The 17985-nt window shown below is 38.1% G+C and carries 16 protein-coding genes; 7 read left to right on the top strand and 9 right to left on the bottom strand.

All coding sequences use genetic code 11. The features are described from left to right. Window positions 1-152: 152 nt before the first annotated feature. Entirely contained in the window at window positions 153-1439 is a 1287-nt protein-coding gene (locus ASG14_RS02395; protein WP_056869458.1) for an aminopeptidase P N-terminal domain-containing protein, read from the top strand. Here the strand turns inward: ASG14_RS02395 and meaB are convergent. Further along, the gene (gene meaB, locus ASG14_RS02390; protein ID WP_056869457.1) at window positions 1429-2325 is read right to left on the bottom strand and encodes a methylmalonyl Co-A mutase-associated GTPase MeaB; all 897 of its coding nucleotides are present in this window, start codon (window positions 2323-2325) and stop codon (window positions 1429-1431) included. The two genes, ASG14_RS02395 and meaB, sit on opposite strands and share 11 nt — an antisense overlap. Before the next feature lie 71 nt (window positions 2326-2396). On the opposite strand from meaB, the gene ASG14_RS02385 reads away from it, so the two are divergent. The 5 genes from ASG14_RS02385 to ASG14_RS02365 all read left to right on the top strand — a co-directional run bounded on the left by ASG14_RS02385 (window position 2397) and on the right by ASG14_RS02365 (window position 8374). Continuing rightward, a complete protein-coding gene (locus tag ASG14_RS02385) occupies window positions 2397-3275 on the top strand; it encodes a hypothetical protein (protein ID WP_056869456.1) in 879 nt (292 codons plus the stop codon). After that, window positions 3276-4262: a glycosyltransferase family 2 protein gene (locus ASG14_RS02380; RefSeq protein ID WP_056869455.1), complete on the top strand. Its 987-nt coding sequence runs from the start codon at window positions 3276-3278 to the stop codon at window positions 4260-4262. Window positions 4263-4390: 128 nt separating this feature from the next. Beyond that, the gene (locus ASG14_RS02375) at window positions 4391-6220 is read left to right on the top strand and encodes an ABC transporter ATP-binding protein (RefSeq protein WP_056869454.1); all 1830 of its coding nucleotides are present in this window, start codon (window positions 4391-4393) and stop codon (window positions 6218-6220) included. A 6-nt stretch (window positions 6221-6226) separates the two neighbouring features. Further along, on the top strand, window positions 6227-7144 hold the full coding sequence (locus ASG14_RS02370) for a glycosyltransferase family 2 protein (protein WP_056869453.1): 918 nt from the start codon (window positions 6227-6229) through the stop codon (window positions 7142-7144). Between the two features lie 132 nt (window positions 7145-7276). After that, window positions 7277-8374 carry an acyltransferase family protein gene (locus tag ASG14_RS02365; protein ID WP_056869452.1) on the top strand — a complete coding sequence of 366 codons (1098 nt, stop codon included), beginning with the start codon at window positions 7277-7279 and terminating at the stop codon, window positions 8372-8374. A gap of 96 nt (window positions 8375-8470) precedes the next feature. Here the strand turns inward: ASG14_RS02365 and infB are convergent, their stop codons facing one another. From infB to ASG14_RS02345, 4 genes are all read right to left on the bottom strand, one after another. After that, window positions 8471-11506 (bottom strand): translation initiation factor IF-2, encoded by a 3036-nt coding sequence (gene infB / locus ASG14_RS02360; RefSeq protein WP_056869451.1) that lies wholly within the window; start codon window positions 11504-11506, stop codon window positions 8471-8473. A 61-nt stretch (window positions 11507-11567) separates the two neighbouring features. Then, a complete protein-coding gene (gene nusA / locus ASG14_RS02355) occupies window positions 11568-12812 on the bottom strand; it encodes a transcription termination factor NusA (RefSeq protein WP_056869450.1) in 1245 nt (414 codons plus the stop codon). Between the two features lie 2 nt (window positions 12813-12814). Further along, the gene (rimP, locus tag ASG14_RS02350) at window positions 12815-13279 is read right to left on the bottom strand and encodes a ribosome assembly cofactor RimP (protein ID WP_056869449.1); all 465 of its coding nucleotides are present in this window, start codon (window positions 13277-13279) and stop codon (window positions 12815-12817) included. Between the two features lie 121 nt (window positions 13280-13400). After that, a complete protein-coding gene (locus ASG14_RS02345) occupies window positions 13401-13829 on the bottom strand; it encodes a hypothetical protein (RefSeq protein WP_056869448.1) in 429 nt (142 codons plus the stop codon). Window positions 13830-13847: 18 nt separating this feature from the next. Between ASG14_RS02345 and ASG14_RS02340 the strand changes: the two genes are divergently transcribed. Continuing rightward, window positions 13848-14192 (top strand): phage holin family protein, encoded by a 345-nt coding sequence (locus tag ASG14_RS02340; RefSeq protein WP_056869447.1) that lies wholly within the window; start codon window positions 13848-13850, stop codon window positions 14190-14192. Window positions 14193-14255: 63 nt separating this feature from the next. On the opposite strand, the gene ASG14_RS02335 is transcribed toward ASG14_RS02340, so the two are convergent. From ASG14_RS02335 to panC, 4 genes are all read right to left on the bottom strand, one after another. Beyond that, window positions 14256-15395 (bottom strand): acyl-CoA dehydrogenase, encoded by a 1140-nt coding sequence (locus tag ASG14_RS02335; protein ID WP_056869446.1) that lies wholly within the window; start codon window positions 15393-15395, stop codon window positions 14256-14258. A gap of 97 nt (window positions 15396-15492) precedes the next feature. Beyond that, on the bottom strand, window positions 15493-16476 hold the full coding sequence (locus tag ASG14_RS02330; RefSeq protein WP_082491303.1) for a lysylphosphatidylglycerol synthase transmembrane domain-containing protein: 984 nt from the start codon (window positions 16474-16476) through the stop codon (window positions 15493-15495). 4 nt (window positions 16477-16480) lie between these two features. Beyond that, window positions 16481-16831, bottom strand: coding sequence for an aspartate 1-decarboxylase (panD, locus tag ASG14_RS02325; RefSeq protein WP_056869444.1), 351 nt, complete (start codon window positions 16829-16831; stop codon window positions 16481-16483). A gap of 224 nt (window positions 16832-17055) precedes the next feature. Continuing rightward, window positions 17056-17901 carry a pantoate--beta-alanine ligase gene (gene panC / locus ASG14_RS02320; protein ID WP_056869443.1) on the bottom strand — a complete coding sequence of 282 codons (846 nt, stop codon included), beginning with the start codon at window positions 17899-17901 and terminating at the stop codon, window positions 17056-17058. Window positions 17902-17985: the final 84 nt, after the last annotated feature.

Genomic DNA, 17985 nt, shown 5'->3' with positions numbered 1-17985 from the left:
GGTTAAACAATTTAATTGATTAATTTTTTAGTAACTGCAAAATTAATCAAAATATTAAATTTTCAAACTTTTATACAAACTCCGTTCCAAACTTCACTATAATTAATCATTTTCTTACTTTTGGCCACCACCTACTTTTAAATTAATTAGTTATGAAATACCCTAAAATCAATCAGGAATTATTTATTTTAAACAGAAAAAATTTCTCTAAACAGTTAAAATCCAACTCCTTAGCAATATTTCAAGCTAATGATGAGTTTCCTCGTAGTGGCGACCAAAGCTTTATCTTTAAGCAAAACCCTGATTTATTTTATTTATCAGGTATAGACCAGGAACAAACAATTTTACTCCTATATCCCGATTGTCCTAATCCTCTGTACAGACAAGTCCTGTTTTTAAGACAGACAAATGATTACATTAAAGTTTGGGAAGGCTATAAATATACTAAGGAAGAGGCCAAGGAAACTTCTGGTATCGATTCAATATTCTGGCTTGAAGATTTTGATAATATTTTGCACAGCATTGTTAACTATGCAGATAATATATACTTAAACACAAACGAAAACGACCGTTACGCACATACGGTGCCATATCGCGACATCCGGTTTATTGCCCAGATGCAATCTAAATATCCACTTCATCATTATGAACGTGCAGCCCCCATAATGCGTGAGCTCAGGGCAATAAAATCAGAAATTGAAATCGAATTGACGAAAAAAGCCTGCGGAATGACACGTGATGCCTTTATAAGGGTGTTGAAGTTTGTAAAACCTGGCGTGAAAGAGTATGAAATTGAAGCAGAAATTATTCATGAATTTATTCGTCAGGGCGGAACCGGACATGCCTACACGCCAATTATTGCTTCGGGCCATAACGCTAACATTTTGCATTACAACGACAACAACCAGGAGTGCAAGGATGGCGATGTAATTCTCTTTGATTTTGGCGGCGAGTATGCAAATTACAATGCAGACATGAGTCGTTCGATACCTGTAAACGGAAAGTTTACGAAACGACAAAAAGAGGTTTACAATGCAGTGCTGCATGTAATGAAGGCAGCCACCAGGTTGCTTGTTACCGGTACCGTGTGGAATGAATACCACGAAGAAGTGGGAGAAATTATGACAGAGCAGTTAATTGGCTTAGGATTATTGACTACCACTGAAGTGAAGAATCAAAATCCGGCCTGGCCAGCATATAAGAAATACTTTATGCATGGCACTTCACATCATTTAGGAATTGACGTTCACGATTTTGCCAGCAGGTATACGCCATTTGCAGCTGGAAATATTTTAACGGTAGAACCCGGCATCTACATTCCTGAAGAAGGTTTAGGTATCCGTTTGGAAAACAATATCTTGATTACAAACAGTGGAAATATCGACCTGATGGCTGATATACCTCTTGAGGCAGATGAAATCGAAGACATTATGAATTAAATTTATCGGCAAAACGATAAATGTTAAAGTTATCTGTTTTCAAAGCTTCGTGAATTTCTTCGCGAAGCTTTTTTTTATCAACCGTTTTCATTTTTTTATGCTGAATAATTCTCCATGCTTTTTCAGCAAAAAGAAATGCTCTCTTTTCGCTTTGATTCCCCGCAGCGGGTTCGGCAATCCATTCAGCTAATTCCTCAATGCCCTGGTTTTTATCGGCTACTGTTTTTAAAATCGGGATAACCTTATTTCCCTGATGGACTATTTTTTTGAGATTATTGGCAAAAGTGGCGGCACCATCCCTGTCGGCCTTATTTATTACAAAACAATCCGCAATCTCCATCAAACCCGATTTGATATTCTGTATTTCATCGCCGGATTCTGGCACCAAAACAACCACGGTTTTATCGGCCAAACCTGCAATTTCTACTTCCGATTGGCCTACTCCAACGGTTTCAACCATTATTAAATCAAAATTTGCTGCTTTTAAAACATCAACCATTTCAATGGTTTTAGCAGAAATACCGCCCAAAGCACCCCGTGTTGCAAGAGACCGGATAAATACGTTTGGATTGTTAAACTGAGCTGCCATCCTAATCCTATCGCCAAGCAGCGAGCCATAATTAAAAGGCGAAGTGGGATCAATAGCCAATATCGCAATGCGCATACCCCTGGCTAAAAAGTGATTTGTTATTGCATTTACCATTGTGCTTTTCCCTGCGCCCGGCGGCCCGGTTATGCCTAATACAATTGCTTTCGAATCACTCTGCAAATCTCTCAAAAGCAAATCTGCGGGCTGTATATCGTTCTCAACCAAAGTTAATACTCTGGCCAAAACCTTATAATTGCCTAGCTTAATTTCGCTTAAAAGAGTTCGATGGGTATTCATCAATAAAACTATATTTGTACAAATAAACAAAATTATCAAGCGGATATAAGCTTAATTCATAAGGAAATTTAATGAAAGTAACCGGATTTACCTTTATCAGAAATGCAATTACCAACGACTACCCGATAAAGGAAGCAATACTTTCAGTTTTACCCCTCTGTGATGATTTCATTGTTGCCCTAGGAAACTCTTCCGATGAAACTTCGGCCCTGGTGAAAAGTATTTCGCCAGAAAAAATAAAAACAATTGATACCATTTGGAATGAAAGCCTGAGAGAAGGCGGTTTTGTATTTGCTGATGAAACGAATAAGGCCATTGCAGCGGTGGCAAATGACACCGATTGGCTGGTGTATATTCAGGGAGATGAAGCCATACATGAAGACTTTTTGCCTTTAATTGAGCAGGAAATGAAAGCTGAGCTTAACAACAAAAATGTTGAAGCTTTGCTTTTAAAGTACAAACATTTTTACGCTTCTTATGATTATGTAGCCGAATCGAGACGATGGTATAGAAGGGAAGTTAGAATATTGAAAAATTTACCCGGGATACATTCTTATAAAGATGCACAAGGCTTTAGAATAAACGGGCGGAAGCTGAAAGTTAAATTAATTGACGCCTATATTTACCATTATGGTTGGGTTAAACCACCAGAAGGCTTACAGGGAAAGGTTCGTAATTTTAATAAATATTACCAAACAGAAGAATGGATAGCGGAAAACTATCCCGTTCAAAACAGTTTTGATATGCATAATGCAGACAGGCTGGTTCATTTTACGGGCAGCCATCCAAAAGTTTTGCAAGCAAGAATTGAAGCCGCAAACTGGAAATTTGAAAAAGATTTAACTAAGGAAACGCCCAAAATGAATTTCAGAAGGAGATTTTTGCAGAAAGTAGAAGATTTAACGGGCTTGCGTTTATTTGAATACAGAAACTATAAAATTGTTAAATAAATGCAAAAAAGCGTTTCTATCGTAATACCCAATTATAACGGCAGGCACTTGCTCGAGCGATATTTACCATCTGTATTCGAAGCAGCAGAAAATGCGGACACCGATTTTGAAGTGATTGTAATAGACGATGGCTCGAAAGATGAAAGCATAAGTTTTATTCGACAGCAATATAAGAGCATAAAACTCCTTATAAATAATAAAAACAGAGGCTTCTCGTATACTTGCAACCACGGCATTCGCGAGGCTAAGTACGAGCTGATTTTGCTTTTAAATTCGGATGTTAAACTCACTCCTGACTATTTTAAGCAACAATGGAAGTATTTCAACAAACCAGATACTTTTGGTGTAATGGGCAGGATAATGAGTTTCGATGAACAAAAAATAGAAGATGCCGCCAGATTGCTCTATTACAGTGGATGCAGAATTAAAGCCAACAAGTTTTACTATAGTGAAAACCCGCAAGATGAGCACGTTTTTACAGCCTATCTTTCTGGAGCCAACGCTCTGGTTGATGCAAAAAAGTTAAAGGAACTTGGTGGTTTTGATGAGATTTTTTCTCCTTTTTCCTCAGAAGATTTTGATTTGAGCCTTCGGGCGTGGCAATTGGGCTGGAAATGTTATTATGAACATCAATCGGTTTGTTTTCACCACATTAGCGGGAGCACTAAAACTCAAATTAAATCGAATTTTATTAAAAAGATATATTACCGAAACCGGTTCCTGCTCCAAAGAATTCAGTTGCAAGGCAATCGGTTATTTTTGTTGCCATTTCACCTAATTTTCGCCGAGGTGATTCCGAAATTGCTCACGGGTAAATTTTGGATTTGGAACGCCTATGAGGATTATTTATCAGCAATGGCCAGCGTAAACCAAAGCCGGGAGCGCCTGCAAACACTAAAGTTAAAATACAATTCAACATTAAACGTTTCTGAGGTGATTGGGATAATTAATAAATCAATTGAAGGAAAAAGCATTACCCGTTTGTAATTTTACTTGCCACAAATAAGCTAAACTTAAAGCTTTGTTTGAAAACCGTACATTTGCCAAGTTTTAATTAGATTTTTTTGGAAGCGTTTTGGCGCATCATCCATCATACATATTCCATTTTTTATAAAATGAAAACTTATTTCCGTTTATTATCTTTTGCTAAGCCTATAGAAAAATTTGCAATTCCTTATGTTATTGCAACGTTGTTATCAATCTTGTTCGGCACCTTAAACTTAGCTTTACTTTCGCCTTTATTTGAAACACTGCTAAATAAGAACGGCGCTAAAACTGAATCACTAACCGACAAGGCTGCTTCTGCATTTAACATACTTGGTACCTTTAGGAAATTTGTTAATGACTCTATTTTATTAAACGGACCCGACAAAACACTGCAGTATGTCTGTATCGTAATTGTAATTTCTGTTTTACTGTCAAACCTTTTCAGATATATTTCCCAGCGTTATATGGAAGATCTAAGGGTTCACACGCTATTAAATTTTAGAAAGAGAGTATTTGATAATGTAATGAATTTACATGTCGGTTTCTTTAACAATGAACGCAAAGGCGATATTATTTCAAAAGTGGCATCTGATGTGCAGGTGGTACAATTTACCGTTACAAATACGCTCCAGGTCGTTTTTAAAGAGCCGGTAACGCTAATTGTTTACATAGTTTTACTTTTTAACATCTCTGCAAAGCTTACTTTTTTTTCCCTGCTTGTTATCCCAATTTCGGCATTTATAATAAGCAAGATTGTTAAAAGATTGAAACAGCAGGCCAAAGAATCGCATGAATCTTTCGCGAAAATGATTGGATTTCTTGATGAATCACTTAGCGGCATTAAAATTATAAAAGCCTTCAATGCATCTGAACGCGTTAAAAACAAGTTTAATCAGGAGAATATTTTTTATTCTAACCTTATGAGAAAAATGGTTAGAAGACAGCAATTAGGCTCACCAGTTTCTGAATTTTTGGGCGTATTGATGATATCAATTATTGTTTGGTACGGTGGAACGCTTATTTTACATCAGGACAAGACTGCTCTAACCGCCTCGGATTTTATCGCTTACATTGCAATCTTTTCGCAGGTTATGCGTCCGGCAAAGGCGCTAACAGATTCTTTTAGCGGAATTCACTCGGGCATTGCCGCCGGCGAACGCGTGCTTGAATTAATCGATACAAAACCAGAATTAATAAACAAAGCTGATGCAGAAAACTTGGGCAGCTTTGGTAAAGCACTGGTTTTTGAAAACGTGGCGTTCAGTTATGGCGATAAACAAGTTTTAAAAAGTATTAATCTGAATATTGAAAAAGGGCAGACCGTGGCATTAGTTGGTCCTTCCGGAGGTGGAAAAAGTACCTTAATGGATTTAATTCCCCGTTTCCACGATCCCAAATCGGGAACAATTAAAATTGACGGCCATGATTACCGTGATTTAACTGTTGAAAGCATACGCAGCCAGATGGGAACTGTAAATCAGGAGTCGTTTTTGTTTAATGATAGTATTTTCAATAACATCGCGTTCGGAAAACCCGAGGCGAGCGAAGAAGAAGTAATTGCCGCGGCTAAAATTGCAAATGCACACGAATTTATCCTTAATACGGAGGAAGGTTACCAAACTTTTGTAGGCGATAGAGGAAACAGGCTCTCGGGCGGACAAAGGCAAAGGGTTTGCATTGCCAGAGCCGTTTTAGCCAACCCACCGATTATGTTGCTTGATGAAGCGACATCAGCCCTGGATACCGAATCGGAAAAGTTAGTTCAGGATGCGTTGAATAATTTGATGAAAAACAGAACTTCGATCGTGATTGCGCACCGATTGAGTACCATTCAACATGCCGATAAAATTGTTGTGATTGATAAAGGCCAGGTCATCGAAACGGGAAATCATCAGGAGTTGATGTCGCAAAATGGTTTATATAAACGTTTAATAGATATGCAGGCGTTTAACGATTAGATAAAAATGAGTAACCATCCCTTAGTTTCGATAGCTATTTGTACATACAATGGAGCTCTTCACTTAGAAGAACAATTAGAATCGATAATTAATCAATCTTATAAAAATTTAGAAATTATCATTGTTGATGATGTTTCTTCAGACGAAACCTTATCGATTTCAAATAAATTTTCCGCTGCTGATAAGCGGATTACGGTTTACCCCAACAAGGTAAACCTTGGTTATGTTAAAAACTTTGAAAGCGCTATTTCACTCTGTAGTGGCGATTTTATCGCACTTTGTGATCAGGATGATATCTGGCAACTGGATAAAATTCAACTACAGGTAGACGCTATCGGAAATGCGGCACTCGTTTACCACGATTCTGAATTTGTATCAGAAGAAGGCATCTCTTTAAATTCTAAAATATCCGATATTTTAAACATGTATCAGGGAAATTCTTCATTGCCGTTTCTTTTTTACAACTGTATTTCCGGGCACAGTTTAATGATGCGAACCAGTCTTCGAGATAAATTTATCCCGTTGGATAAAAAATATTACCACGATTGGGCAATAGCTTTCGCTGCTGCTGAGAATGGTGGAATCAAATACATAGATAAGGCTTTGGTAAAATACCGCCAACACGCCGATTCTAACACAGATATACTGAGGATTAAAAAAGAAAAACTTAAGAAAAGTAAAATAAAGTTTAACGAGATTCAGCCGGAGTGGCTAAGAAGCTGTTATAATAAAACCATCTTGCACAAGCGCTACATCGCAGATATTCTGTCGTGTTTTACGGATGATAGAAAAATAAAAAACGATTCACGGTTCAGGCTTTTTTCATTGCTTGTTAAAAACTTTAACTTGTTATTTTACCTGAAAAAGAAAAACTTCTTTAGTAAACTCAATTATATCCGAAAAATGTGTTTTAGACTGGACTAGGCATAAACCGCCATGTTTTTAACTTTTATTTACAATACTGCAATAAAACTGTTATAAACCATTAACCTTTCAGTTTAATGATGTAGATTAATTTTTAATAGCTTTGCCCATTAATCTACCATTATATTTGATATGTCTGTTGACTTAAAAAAAGAAAAGGCAAATTACGATTTTATTGATTCTCTGCGTTTCATTGCCATAATAACCATTGTAATAGAACACAGCTACATGTGGCCAAAATCGCTTTATTTTAACACCTTAAGCGAACAATGGATACAAACATTAACCATGCAGATTTTTAAGTTCGGAACCGTAACTTTTTACATTCTTGCAGGTTTTCTTATTGGCGATAAAATAAAAACAACAACCTCGCTGGCCTATTTAAAACGAAGGTTCGACGGCACTTTTAAACCCTGGTTATTTTGGCTTAGCCTTTTTTTAATACTAATCTATGCCGATTTAATGGTTATCTATTTTAAAGGTGGAGATTTTCCTGGCGGAGACAAGCCATGGACATTTCTGGGCGACAAGCTATACTACATTGTTTTCGACACCAGTTTCTGGTTTATTTTAAATTTCCTTGGCAGCATTTCAATTTTGCTAATATTCAGAAAGTATCTTTACAGCTACAAGCTGGGTGTTTTTCTGGCCATTTGTTCATTCTTTTATTCGATAAACCTTTATTATGAATGGATTCCAAGCAGGCACACCACGGCAGTTTTAGGTTTCGTATTTTACTTGTGGCTGGGTGTTATTATGCATAAATATTACGATTTATTTAACGCCTGGATAAAGAAAAGAAGTTTGGTTTTACTATGGACCTTAACAATAATTACCTTCGTAATTTCATGCCTGGAAAGTATTTATTTGATGAATTCTGGAATAGAACATGCCGGCATTCGCGTAGACCCTTATAATACTTTGAGGTTTACAAACATTGTTTATTCGCTGGTTACATTTTTACTGTTGTATAAAATTGGCAACCTTAAATTTATTAAAAACCTAAATCCGCGGAGCACTACCTACGGCATCCACCTAATTCACTTTATCATTATTGCACAGATACTTCCACTTATCTTTCGCCCATTAAATATTTCTGGCGAAGGCATGTCATCCCTCGATCTGATATTCATTCAATATGGACGTTTTCTGTTCACCTATCTCGTAAGTTATTTACTCGTTTACATCATTAACAAAATCGATAAAATAAAGTGGATTGTTGGCCAGTAAAATGCTTCTAAGTTATTACGTTGTCAATTCATAACAGCCTAAAAAAGGTCCTAAAGAATAAATCTTCAGGACCTTTATATTTTGAAAGCTTAGCAATTACAATTTCCTTGCAACTTCTACCTGTTCGTAGGCTTCTACAATATCGCCAACTTCGATGTTGTTGAAATTTTGAATGTTTAAACCACATTCGTAACCTTTTACAACCTCTTTAACGTCGTCTTTGAAGCGTTTTAACGATGCAAGTTCACCAGTGTAAACGACTACACCATCTCTAACGATACGGATTTTACTGTTACGGGTAATTTTACCATCTAATACCATACAACCTGCAATGGTACCCACTTTTGTAATTTTGAAAGTCTCACGGATTTCAACATTCGCCACAATTTTCTCTTCAAATTCTGGATCCAACATACCTTCCATTGCCGATTTAATCTCATTGATTGCATCGTAGATGATAGAATATAAACGGATATCGATTTGCTCTGCTTCAGCAAGTTTACGTGCACCTGTAGATGGACGAACCTGGAAACCAATTATAATCGCATCAGAAGCAGAGGCTAACAATACATCAGATTCTGAAATCTGACCAACACCTTTGCTGATAATATTGATTTGAATCTGCTCAGTCGATAGTTTTAATAACGAATCAGCTAGAGCTTCGATAGAACCATCCACGTCACCTTTAACGATGATGTTGAGTTCTTTAAAGTTACCGATTGCCAAACGACGACCAATCTCATCCAAAGTGATGTGTTTCTGCGTACGCAAACCTTGCTCACGTTGCAACTGCATACGTTTGTTTGCAATATCACGTGCTTCAGTTTCGCTTTCTAATGCATTAAATCTATCGCCCGCTGTTGGCGCTCCCTGCATACCCAAAACCTGTACGGGTTGCGATGGGCCTGCAGATTCTACCTTAGCACCCCGTTCATTGGTTAGCGCTTTCACACGTCCGCTGTAACTACCTGCTAAAATCGGGTCTCCAACTCTTAATGTACCAGCCTGAACCAAAACTGTGGTTACAATTCCACGGCCTTTATCCAATGCCGACTCAATTACTGTACCTGTAGCACGCTTATTCGGATTGGCTTTAAGCTCAAGTAATTCTGCTTCTAATAAAACTTTATCTAAAAGTAAATCTACGTTTAAGCCACTTTTGCTTGAGATTTCCTGAGATTGATATTTACCACCCCAATCTTCAACCAAAATGTTCATTACCGATAACTGCTCACGAACTTTGTCTGCGTTAGCGCCTGGCTTATCTACTTTTGTAAAAGCAAATACCAATGGTACACCAGCAGCCTGTGCATGATTAATAGCCTCTTTTGTTTGAGGCATTACCGCATCATCCGCAGCAATAACGATAATTGCAATATCTGCTGCCTTAGCACCACGAGCACGCATCGCTGTAAAGGCTTCGTGACCCGGTGTATCTAAGAAAGTTACTTTTTTACCGGTTGGCGTGGTTACCATGTAAGCACCAATGTGCTGGGTAATACCACCTGCTTCACCTGCAACTACGTTCGCTTTACGAATATAATCCAGCAATGAAGTTTTACCGTGATCGACGTGACCCATAATCGTAACAACCGGAGCTCTTTCGATTAAATCTGCCTCGTTATCTTCTTCTTCAATTACATTTTCCTCATCTTCATCAGGTTTAACAAATTGAATTTCATAACCAAACTCATCAGCAACGATTGTTAAAGTTTCAGCATCTAAACGCTGATTAATGGAAACGAACATGCCCAGACTCATACAAGTACCAATAATTTTGGTAACCGGTACATCCATCATGCTCGCCAACTCGTTTGCCGTAACAAATTCCGTTACTTTTAATATTTTCGATTGCGATTCAAGCTCATTTGCTGCCTCTTCTGCATTGTACGCCACGTCATCACGTTTTTGACGACGCAATTTAGCACGCTGTGCAAATTTACCAGACTTACCAGCACCGCTTAAACGGGCCAGTGTTGCTTTAATCTGATCTTGAATTTCTTTTTCAGTAGGCTCTTCTTTAGGTCCGCTTGGTGTAGCATTTCTATTTTGAAAACCTGGTCTGTTATTGTTGTTATTTCTATTTCCCTGATAAGGTGTTCCGCCCTGCCCTGCAGGTCTGTTACCTTGATAAGGCGTACCACCACCTGGCCTGTTGCCCTGGTACGGTTGACGTGGCTGACCTGGCGCACTACCCTGGCCTGCAGGATTTTGCCCTGGCTGGCCCTGGCCATGTTGTCCCGGCTGACCTGGCGCTCCTGGAGTTTTCTTACGTTTGCGTTTGCGTTTTGCCGCTTCGCTATCGCTAGAAGATGCAACCGGACCATTTCTCCTGTCGGGAGTAGTTGGCAACACGATTTTACCAATAATGTTGGGCCCTGTTAATTTTACCGTACGGGCTTTAATAACCTCAGGCTCGTTGTTTGCTGGTTCCGGTTTAACTTCGGCAGGTTTTGGTGCCTCTGCTTTTGGCTGTTCAACAACCGGCTTTGGCGTTTCCTCAACTTTCGGCGCCGGAGTAACAGCAGCCTCTTCTTTTTTAACCTCAACCGGTTTTGGGGCTTCAGCTTTCGGTTGTTCGGCCACCGGTTTCGGTGCTTCTTCAACTTTAGCCGCTGGTGTTTCTTCCTTTTTAACCGGTCTTGTTTGAGAATTAAGATTATTTAAATCAATTTTCCCAACAACTTTAATACCAGGCAGGTTTCCTTCATCTGCTTTCTCTTCTGCCTTAGTTTCCTTTACAGGTTCGGCAGGAGCCACAGGTGGAGTTTCAGCTTTTGGTGCTTCTACTTTAGGTTTTTCTACCGGAGGTGTAAACGTTTGAGCATTTTTTATCAAAATCTCTTCGTTTTTCTCGAAGTCGGTATTTTTTTTCGGTGCTTCAGCTGGCTTTTCAGTCTCAGGCTCGTCACGACGTATTTTACCAATCACTATTTGTTTGGCTTCTTCTCTTACGATCTTATCTCCCTGATACTCTTTTAATAAGGCATCATACATATCGCCCGAAAGTTTAAACATAGGGCTTTTCTCGGCTGAGAATCCCTTTTTGTTTAAAAACTCTACGGCCGTACCCATGCCAATATTAAGTTCTTTAATAGCTTTAATTAAAATGATTGGTTTGTCGTCTGACATTTAGCTCCTGTTATTTTTTTATTTTAATACAAAAGTAGTGTTTATTTGGCAATTACACCACTTATTCAAATTCTGACTTCAAAATTTGAACCACTTCTTTAATGGTTTCTTCTTCAAGGTCGGTGCGTTTTACCAAATCTTCTACTGTAAGTGCTAAAACACTCTTAGCAGTATCGCAACCGATAGCCTTTAATTCGTCGATAATCCAGCTATCAATCTCATCTGAGAATTCTTCCAAATCAACGTCTTCATCACTTTCTTCACCGGCTTCACGGTAAACATCAATTTCGTAACCGGTCAATTTGCCGGCCAGTTTAATGTTGTGTCCGCCACGGCCAATTGCTAACGATACCTGATCAGGTTTTAAATAAACAGATGCATGTTTAGTATCATCATCTAATTTGATAGATGTAATTTTGGCCGGACTTAAAGCACGGGTAATATATAGTGAAATGTTATTTGTGAAATTAATCACATCAATGTTTTCATTTTTCAGTTCGCGAACGATACCATGAATACGGGATCCTTTCATACCCACACATGCACCAACCGGGTCAATGCGATCATCGTAAGATTCTACAGCAACTTTAGCACGTTCTCCAGGTTCACGAACGATTTTTTTAATCGTAATCAAACCATCAAAAATTTCGGGAACTTCCTGTTCAAATAAACGTTGTAAAAACTCTGGTGCCGTTCTGGAAATTATAATTTTTGGATTTGCATTAATCATTTCAACTTTAGAAATCACTGCCCTTACAGAATCACCTTTTTTGAAATAATCTGCAGGAATTTGTTCAGTTTTGGGCATTAAAAGCTCATTGCCTTCATCGTCTAAAACTAAAGTTTCTTTTTTCCAAACCTGATAAACCTCGCCTGTGATAATCTCACCAACGCGGTCTTTGTATTTTTTAAAGATTTCGTCTTTTTCTAATTCCAACACTTTAGAAACCAAAGTCTGGCGAGCCGCTAAAATCGCCCTGCGACCAAAACTTTCTAAGGTAATCTGCTCAATGTAATCATCACCAACCTCTAAACTTGGGTCAATTTGAGTCACTTCAGCAAGTTCAATTTCTAAATCATCATCTTCAGAAAACCCATCTTCCATCACCTTTCTCGTTCTCCAAATCTCTAAATCTCCGTTATCCGGGTTTACAATCACATCACAATTTTCGTCTGTTCCGTATTTTTTACGCAACATACTACGAAAAACTTCTTCCAACACACTAATCACCGTTGGGCGATCTATATTTTTGAAATCTTTAAACTCCTGAAAAGAGTCGATTAAATTAATTGTTGTAGTACTCATTTTTACTTAAATGAAATTAACACACTTGTTTCTAATATATCATTAAACGGAACAGTTGTTTCAACCGCTACCGCTTTTTTTCCTTTTTCTTTAACTGATTCTTCAATCAGAATACTGCTTTCTGCAACTTCCAGAAGCTTACCTTCCTTCTTTTGCCCACCCATTAGTTTTACACTAACAGAACGCCCAATATTTTTGTTATACTGGCGGATGAGCTTTAAAGGCTCACCAACTCCAGGCGAAGAAACCTCTAAATTATAAGCCTGTTCTATCGTATTTTCTTCTTCTAAATGAAAACCGACATGCCTGCTTATTGCCACACAATCCTGTATGCTTATGCCTTCATCACCATCAACATGAATAATTAATTTGTTGTTTGGCAACATTTTTACTTCTACCAGAAAAAGCTCTGGTCTATCGGCAATTTTCTCTTCTACGAGCGCTATAACTCTCTTTTCTACCTGCATATTTTAATCCGATTTCATAGAAAAAGGGGACATTGTCCCCTTCACTTTTCTTCGATTACGATGCAAATGTACAAAATTTTTAGAAATAATCAAACTCTGATACAGGAATTTACATCGTAGACTATCTTAAAAGCATCTGTGTTTGAGGTTCGAGGTTATGTTTTATAGTGCCTTTAAATAACTTGCTTTTATCAGCAAACTTCACGCCGATGTAGCTTTCAACCAGGTAAGTTTTTCCTTTAACAAAACTGTTCGCTGGCGTAAAAATTACCGAATCTCCTGCCAAAACGGCTTTTCCAGAAATATCTTTTTCATCCTGCAAACTATCCTGCGCTCCCGGTGTTACTAAAACCGAAATTAATTTAATTGAATCGGGATTAACCTGGTACGTTTTTTTAATTTCAAACAAACTCGCCTGGTCGATATTTTTGATTACAATTGATGAACTATCTGCAGAAAAAGTAATGATTGGCTTATCATTCCTTTGCGAGCACGCAGTAAATTGAAACAAAATTACAAACAGCAACAAATATTTAACTGACTTAAACATTTTACTAAATTAAACATTATGAGACTAATTATCGAAATCCTTTTAATGGGATTGGCCTTTTTTATCGGCGCCAAGCTGGTTCCGGGCGTAAGTATTGACGGTTACGGAAGTGCGATTATTGCGGCAATTCTGGTTGCGCTAGCTAATGCTACCATTGGATTTATCTTACGGTTATTAACCTTCCCGGTAAACTTTCTTACGTTGGGGTTAATGTCATTCATCATCACCGTATTAATGATTTTATTGGTTGATAACATGATGACCAGCTTTAACACCACAGGTTTTTTAGCAGCAGCATTTTTAGCAATTGTTGTGGCTTTGATTAAAGCAGTTTTTGGAGCAATAGCCGGAGAAAAGGAATAACTAAACCGAGGGCAAAATGGCGGAAGTTTGCGGTTATTACGCCAACTTCTGCCATAAATATAACTATCTGATAACTTCTCTCGAGATTACCATTTTCTGTATTTCTGAAGTTCCTTCGTAGATTTGAGTAATTTTTGCATCACGCATTAGTCGCTCCACATGGTACTCTTTAACGAAACCATATCCGCCGTGCACCTGCACCGCCTCAATGGTAACATCCATAGCAACTTTCGATGCAAATAGTTTGGCCATAGAGCCTGCCTGAGTATATGGTAAACCCTGGTCTTTTAACCAAGCTGCCTTGTAAACTAAAAGCCTCGCTGCCTCTATTTGCGTGGCCATATCTGCCAGTTTAAATGCAATTGCCTGATGTTCTGATATGGGTTTGCCGAATGATTTACGCTCTTTAGCATATTGAGTAGCCAATTCGAAGGCGCCTTGAGCAATACCCAGGGCTTGCGCTGCAATGCCAATTCTTCCACCTTCGAGGGTTTTCATTGCAAATTTAAATCCGAAACCGTCTTCGCCAATCCTGTTTTCTTTGGGCACCTTAACATCATTAAACATCAGAGAATGCGTATCCGAACCGCGAATGCCTAATTTATTTTCCTTCGGACCAATGGTAAAACCTTCCATTCCTTTTTCAACAATGAAAACGTTAATGCCTTTATGCCTTAATTCTGGATGTGTTTGCGCAATAACCAAATATGTTGAAGCTGTACTGCCATTTGTAATCCAGTTTTTGGTTCCGTTCAGCAAGTAATAATCGCCCTTATCTTCGGCTGTTGTTCTTTGCGAAGTCGCATCAGAACCCGCTTCTGGCTCCGACAAACAAAAGGCACCGATTTTTTCTCCGGAAGCCAGAGGTTTTAAGTATTTTTCTTTTTGAGCTTCATTTGCATAGGCTTCAAGGCCGTAACAAACCAAAGAATTATTTACAGAAACAACTACTGATGCAGAGGCGTCAATTTTAGAAAGCTCTTCCATAACAAGAACATAAGAAATTGCATCTAAGCCGCTTCCGTTATATTTTTCGGAAACCATCATACCTAAAAATCCGAGTTCGCCGAGTTTTTTTACTTGTTCTGCCGGAAATTTTTGATGCTCATCTCGCTCAATAACGCCAGGTTTTAGTTCTTGATTAGCAAAATCACGGGCTGCCTGCTGAATCATTACTTGTTCTTCACTTAATTCAAAATGCATAACAATTATGTATAAAAGGTTAGTGCTTCAAATGTAGTATTTATAGATTGAAAATACTATGGCGGCATAGTATTTATTTTTCGAGGGGTATTTGCAGTTACTTTACAGCAGATTTGTTTGCTAACACAAACAATAAGCTTAAAGCGCCAAGCATCAGCGTTAATAAAATTTGTGAAGAATGAATAATCGTTGCGTAAGCCAGTGCATCTTTGAAAGGAATTAAATATAGAACCAGTGCCTGGGCAACCATCCAATGGAAAACACCTATACCGCCCTGTACGGGTGCAACCATTGCAAAACTCGAAAAAATGAGCGCTGTAAAAGCGGCATTTAAACCCAAACCCGACGTTATCTGTATTGCAGAAAAGGCAAGATACATGGAAAGCCAGTAGAAAAACCAGATGCCTGAAGTATAAAGCATAAACAGCGGTTTCCTTTTTAGACTTTTGTAAGATTGGAAGCCTTGCTTTAGGCCAACTAAGATTCTTAAAAATTTCTTGCTTAGCCGCTTCCTCAAGAAAATAATCAATCTTGCTCCAAGTACTAAAACAAAAACAATTAAACCGACAAGCCAATAAAGATTTAGCGCCTGAATTTTGTTCGCGAGATTTAAATAAATGGTATTGTAGAGAAAATCGGAAACTAAATGATATTGGAAGACTAATAAAAGCAACGCCAAAATTAGCAGCACAAAAACATCGAATAATCTTTCGGTTATTACAGTGCCTATCGAAGAGAACACTGGTACTTTATCGGTTTTAAAAATAACGGAACACCGGCCAATTTCACCAAAGCGTGGCAAGGCTAAGTTGGCTAGATAACCTATAATTACTGCATGGTAGGTGTGCCAAAAACCAACATTATAATTAATAGATTGATAAAGCATCCGCCAACGCATTGCCCTTAAAACATGTGCCAGCCATATGGATGCTGCTGAGAGTAATATCCACAGCACATCAGCGTTTTTTATTTCCCGCCAAATTCTGTCTAAATCCTGCCCCTTAAATGCCAAGTATAGAATCCCTATTCCTATCAGAAACAAGAAAATGTACTTGAGGACGGATCTAAAATCGAATGTCACAAAATTATTTTAGCAAATGGTTATTGTCATCAGGAAATACCAGTATCGGATTATATTTCTTTGCTTCGTCTATAGGCAAAGACCCATAAGACATGATAATGAGTACATCACCTAATTGCGCCAAACGGGCTGTTGCGCCATTTAAGCAAATTGTTCCCGTGCCCCGCTCGCCCTTAATTACGTAAGTTTCGAAACGTGCACCGTTATTGTTATTTACAATCTGCACCTTCTCATTAGCTATAATGTTGGCCGCATCCATTAAATCCTCATCAATCGTAATACTGCCAACGTAGTTTAATTCGGCCTGTGTTACCTTAACACGGTGTATCTTCGATTTTAAAATTGTGATAATCATTTTGCAAAGTTAGCAATAAAAAGATTGATGATAAAAAGGTTGATGGTAAAAGGACTTAACACAGGAAGATTAGTTGCTAAATGAATAAAACATAAACACCGAAGGACCGAATATCATCAAATGAATTGATTATCAAGGCATAGCATCTTATTAGCTTTTAAAATTTATAGTTAACTACCAACGCTTGATATCGAATACCCGATACTTAAAGCAACAATTTTATGCTATTTAATAATCATATTATCAATTAGTCGGGTTGAGCCAACTTTCGCCGCAACCAGCGCAACCAGGTTAGGCGCCTCTTTATACTTTGCGTTTTCTAGAGTATTGCCATTGGCGATTGTAAAATAATCCAGCTCTACACCATCTAAATTTTTATAAAATGATTTAGCTTTTGTTTCAAGTTCTTCAACCGTGTAATTATCAAAATTGTCAAGTACAAACTGTAGCGACTTGCTTAAAACCAATGCGTTTTTTCTGTCAGTTTTCGACAAATGAATGTTTCGGCTACTCATAGCCAGGCCATCATCTTCCCGAATAATGGGGCAGGTAACAATTGTTATCGGAAGATTAAAATGGGAGAGCATATTCTTAATCATCAAAACCTGCTGAAAATCTTTTTGTCCAAACATTGCGACATCCGGCTCCACAGCATCGAAAAGTTTCTTTACTATTTGGGTTACGCCCTGATAATGACCTTTCCGAAATTGGCCCTCAAGCAAAAACTCAGCCTTTCCCAAATCAATATGCCAGTCTTCATCAGCGCCTGATGGATACATTTCGTTTACATCGGGCATGAACACACCATTGCAGCCAGCAGCATCTAACATAGCTAAATCATGTTCAATCGGCCTCGGGTATTTTTCGAGGTCTTTTGGATCAGTAAACTGCGTAGGATTTACGAAAATGCTACAGATAATTACATCTGCACGGCCTTGCGCCAATTTAATTAGCGAAATATGACCGTTGTGCAATGCGCCCATGGTAGGTACTAAAGCAACTTTTTTACCCAACGCCCTTAATGGCTTTAAATAAGCCCTAAGCGCTTCTTTTGTTTTAAATACTTCCAAGATAGAAAATATGAGTTAAAGCCGTAAAGGTGTAAATTAATCTAAATGAAACCAAACAAATGCTTGCTATATTGATAAATAGTA

Source organism: Pedobacter sp. Leaf194 (assembly GCF_001423945.1).
Taxonomy (GTDB): Bacteria; Bacteroidota; Bacteroidia; order Sphingobacteriales; family Sphingobacteriaceae; genus Pedobacter.
Note: the sequence above shows the minus strand (reverse complement) of the source record. Positions and strands in the feature narration are given on the sequence as shown.

What these genes read in the sequence shown, in the direction of transcription:
- ASG14_RS02395 (WP_056869458.1), top strand. Translation starts at nt 153, where the DNA reads ATGAAATACCCTAAAATCAATCAGGAATTATTTATTTTAAACAGAAAA.
- meaB (WP_056869457.1), bottom strand. Translation starts at nt 2,325, where the DNA reads ATGAATACCCATCGAACTCTTTTAAGCGAAATTAAGCTAGGCAATTAT.
- ASG14_RS02385 (WP_056869456.1), top strand. Translation starts at nt 2,397, where the DNA reads ATGAAAGTAACCGGATTTACCTTTATCAGAAATGCAATTACCAACGAC.
- ASG14_RS02380 (WP_056869455.1), top strand. Translation starts at nt 3,276, where the DNA reads ATGCAAAAAAGCGTTTCTATCGTAATACCCAATTATAACGGCAGGCAC.
- ASG14_RS02375 (WP_056869454.1), top strand. Translation starts at nt 4,391, where the DNA reads ATGAAAACTTATTTCCGTTTATTATCTTTTGCTAAGCCTATAGAAAAA.
- ASG14_RS02370 (WP_056869453.1), top strand. Translation starts at nt 6,227, where the DNA reads ATGAGTAACCATCCCTTAGTTTCGATAGCTATTTGTACATACAATGGA.
- ASG14_RS02365 (WP_056869452.1), top strand. Translation starts at nt 7,277, where the DNA reads ATGTCTGTTGACTTAAAAAAAGAAAAGGCAAATTACGATTTTATTGAT.
- infB (WP_056869451.1), bottom strand. Translation starts at nt 11,506, where the DNA reads ATGTCAGACGACAAACCAATCATTTTAATTAAAGCTATTAAAGAACTT.
- nusA (WP_056869450.1), bottom strand. Translation starts at nt 12,812, where the DNA reads ATGAGTACTACAACAATTAATTTAATCGACTCTTTTCAGGAGTTTAAA.
- rimP (WP_056869449.1), bottom strand. Translation starts at nt 13,279, where the DNA reads ATGCAGGTAGAAAAGAGAGTTATAGCGCTCGTAGAAGAGAAAATTGCC.
- ASG14_RS02345 (WP_056869448.1), bottom strand. Translation starts at nt 13,829, where the DNA reads ATGTTTAAGTCAGTTAAATATTTGTTGCTGTTTGTAATTTTGTTTCAA.
- ASG14_RS02340 (WP_056869447.1), top strand. Translation starts at nt 13,848, where the DNA reads ATGAGACTAATTATCGAAATCCTTTTAATGGGATTGGCCTTTTTTATC.
- ASG14_RS02335 (WP_056869446.1), bottom strand. Translation starts at nt 15,395, where the DNA reads ATGCATTTTGAATTAAGTGAAGAACAAGTAATGATTCAGCAGGCAGCC.
- panD (WP_056869444.1), bottom strand. Translation starts at nt 16,831, where the DNA reads ATGATTATCACAATTTTAAAATCGAAGATACACCGTGTTAAGGTAACA.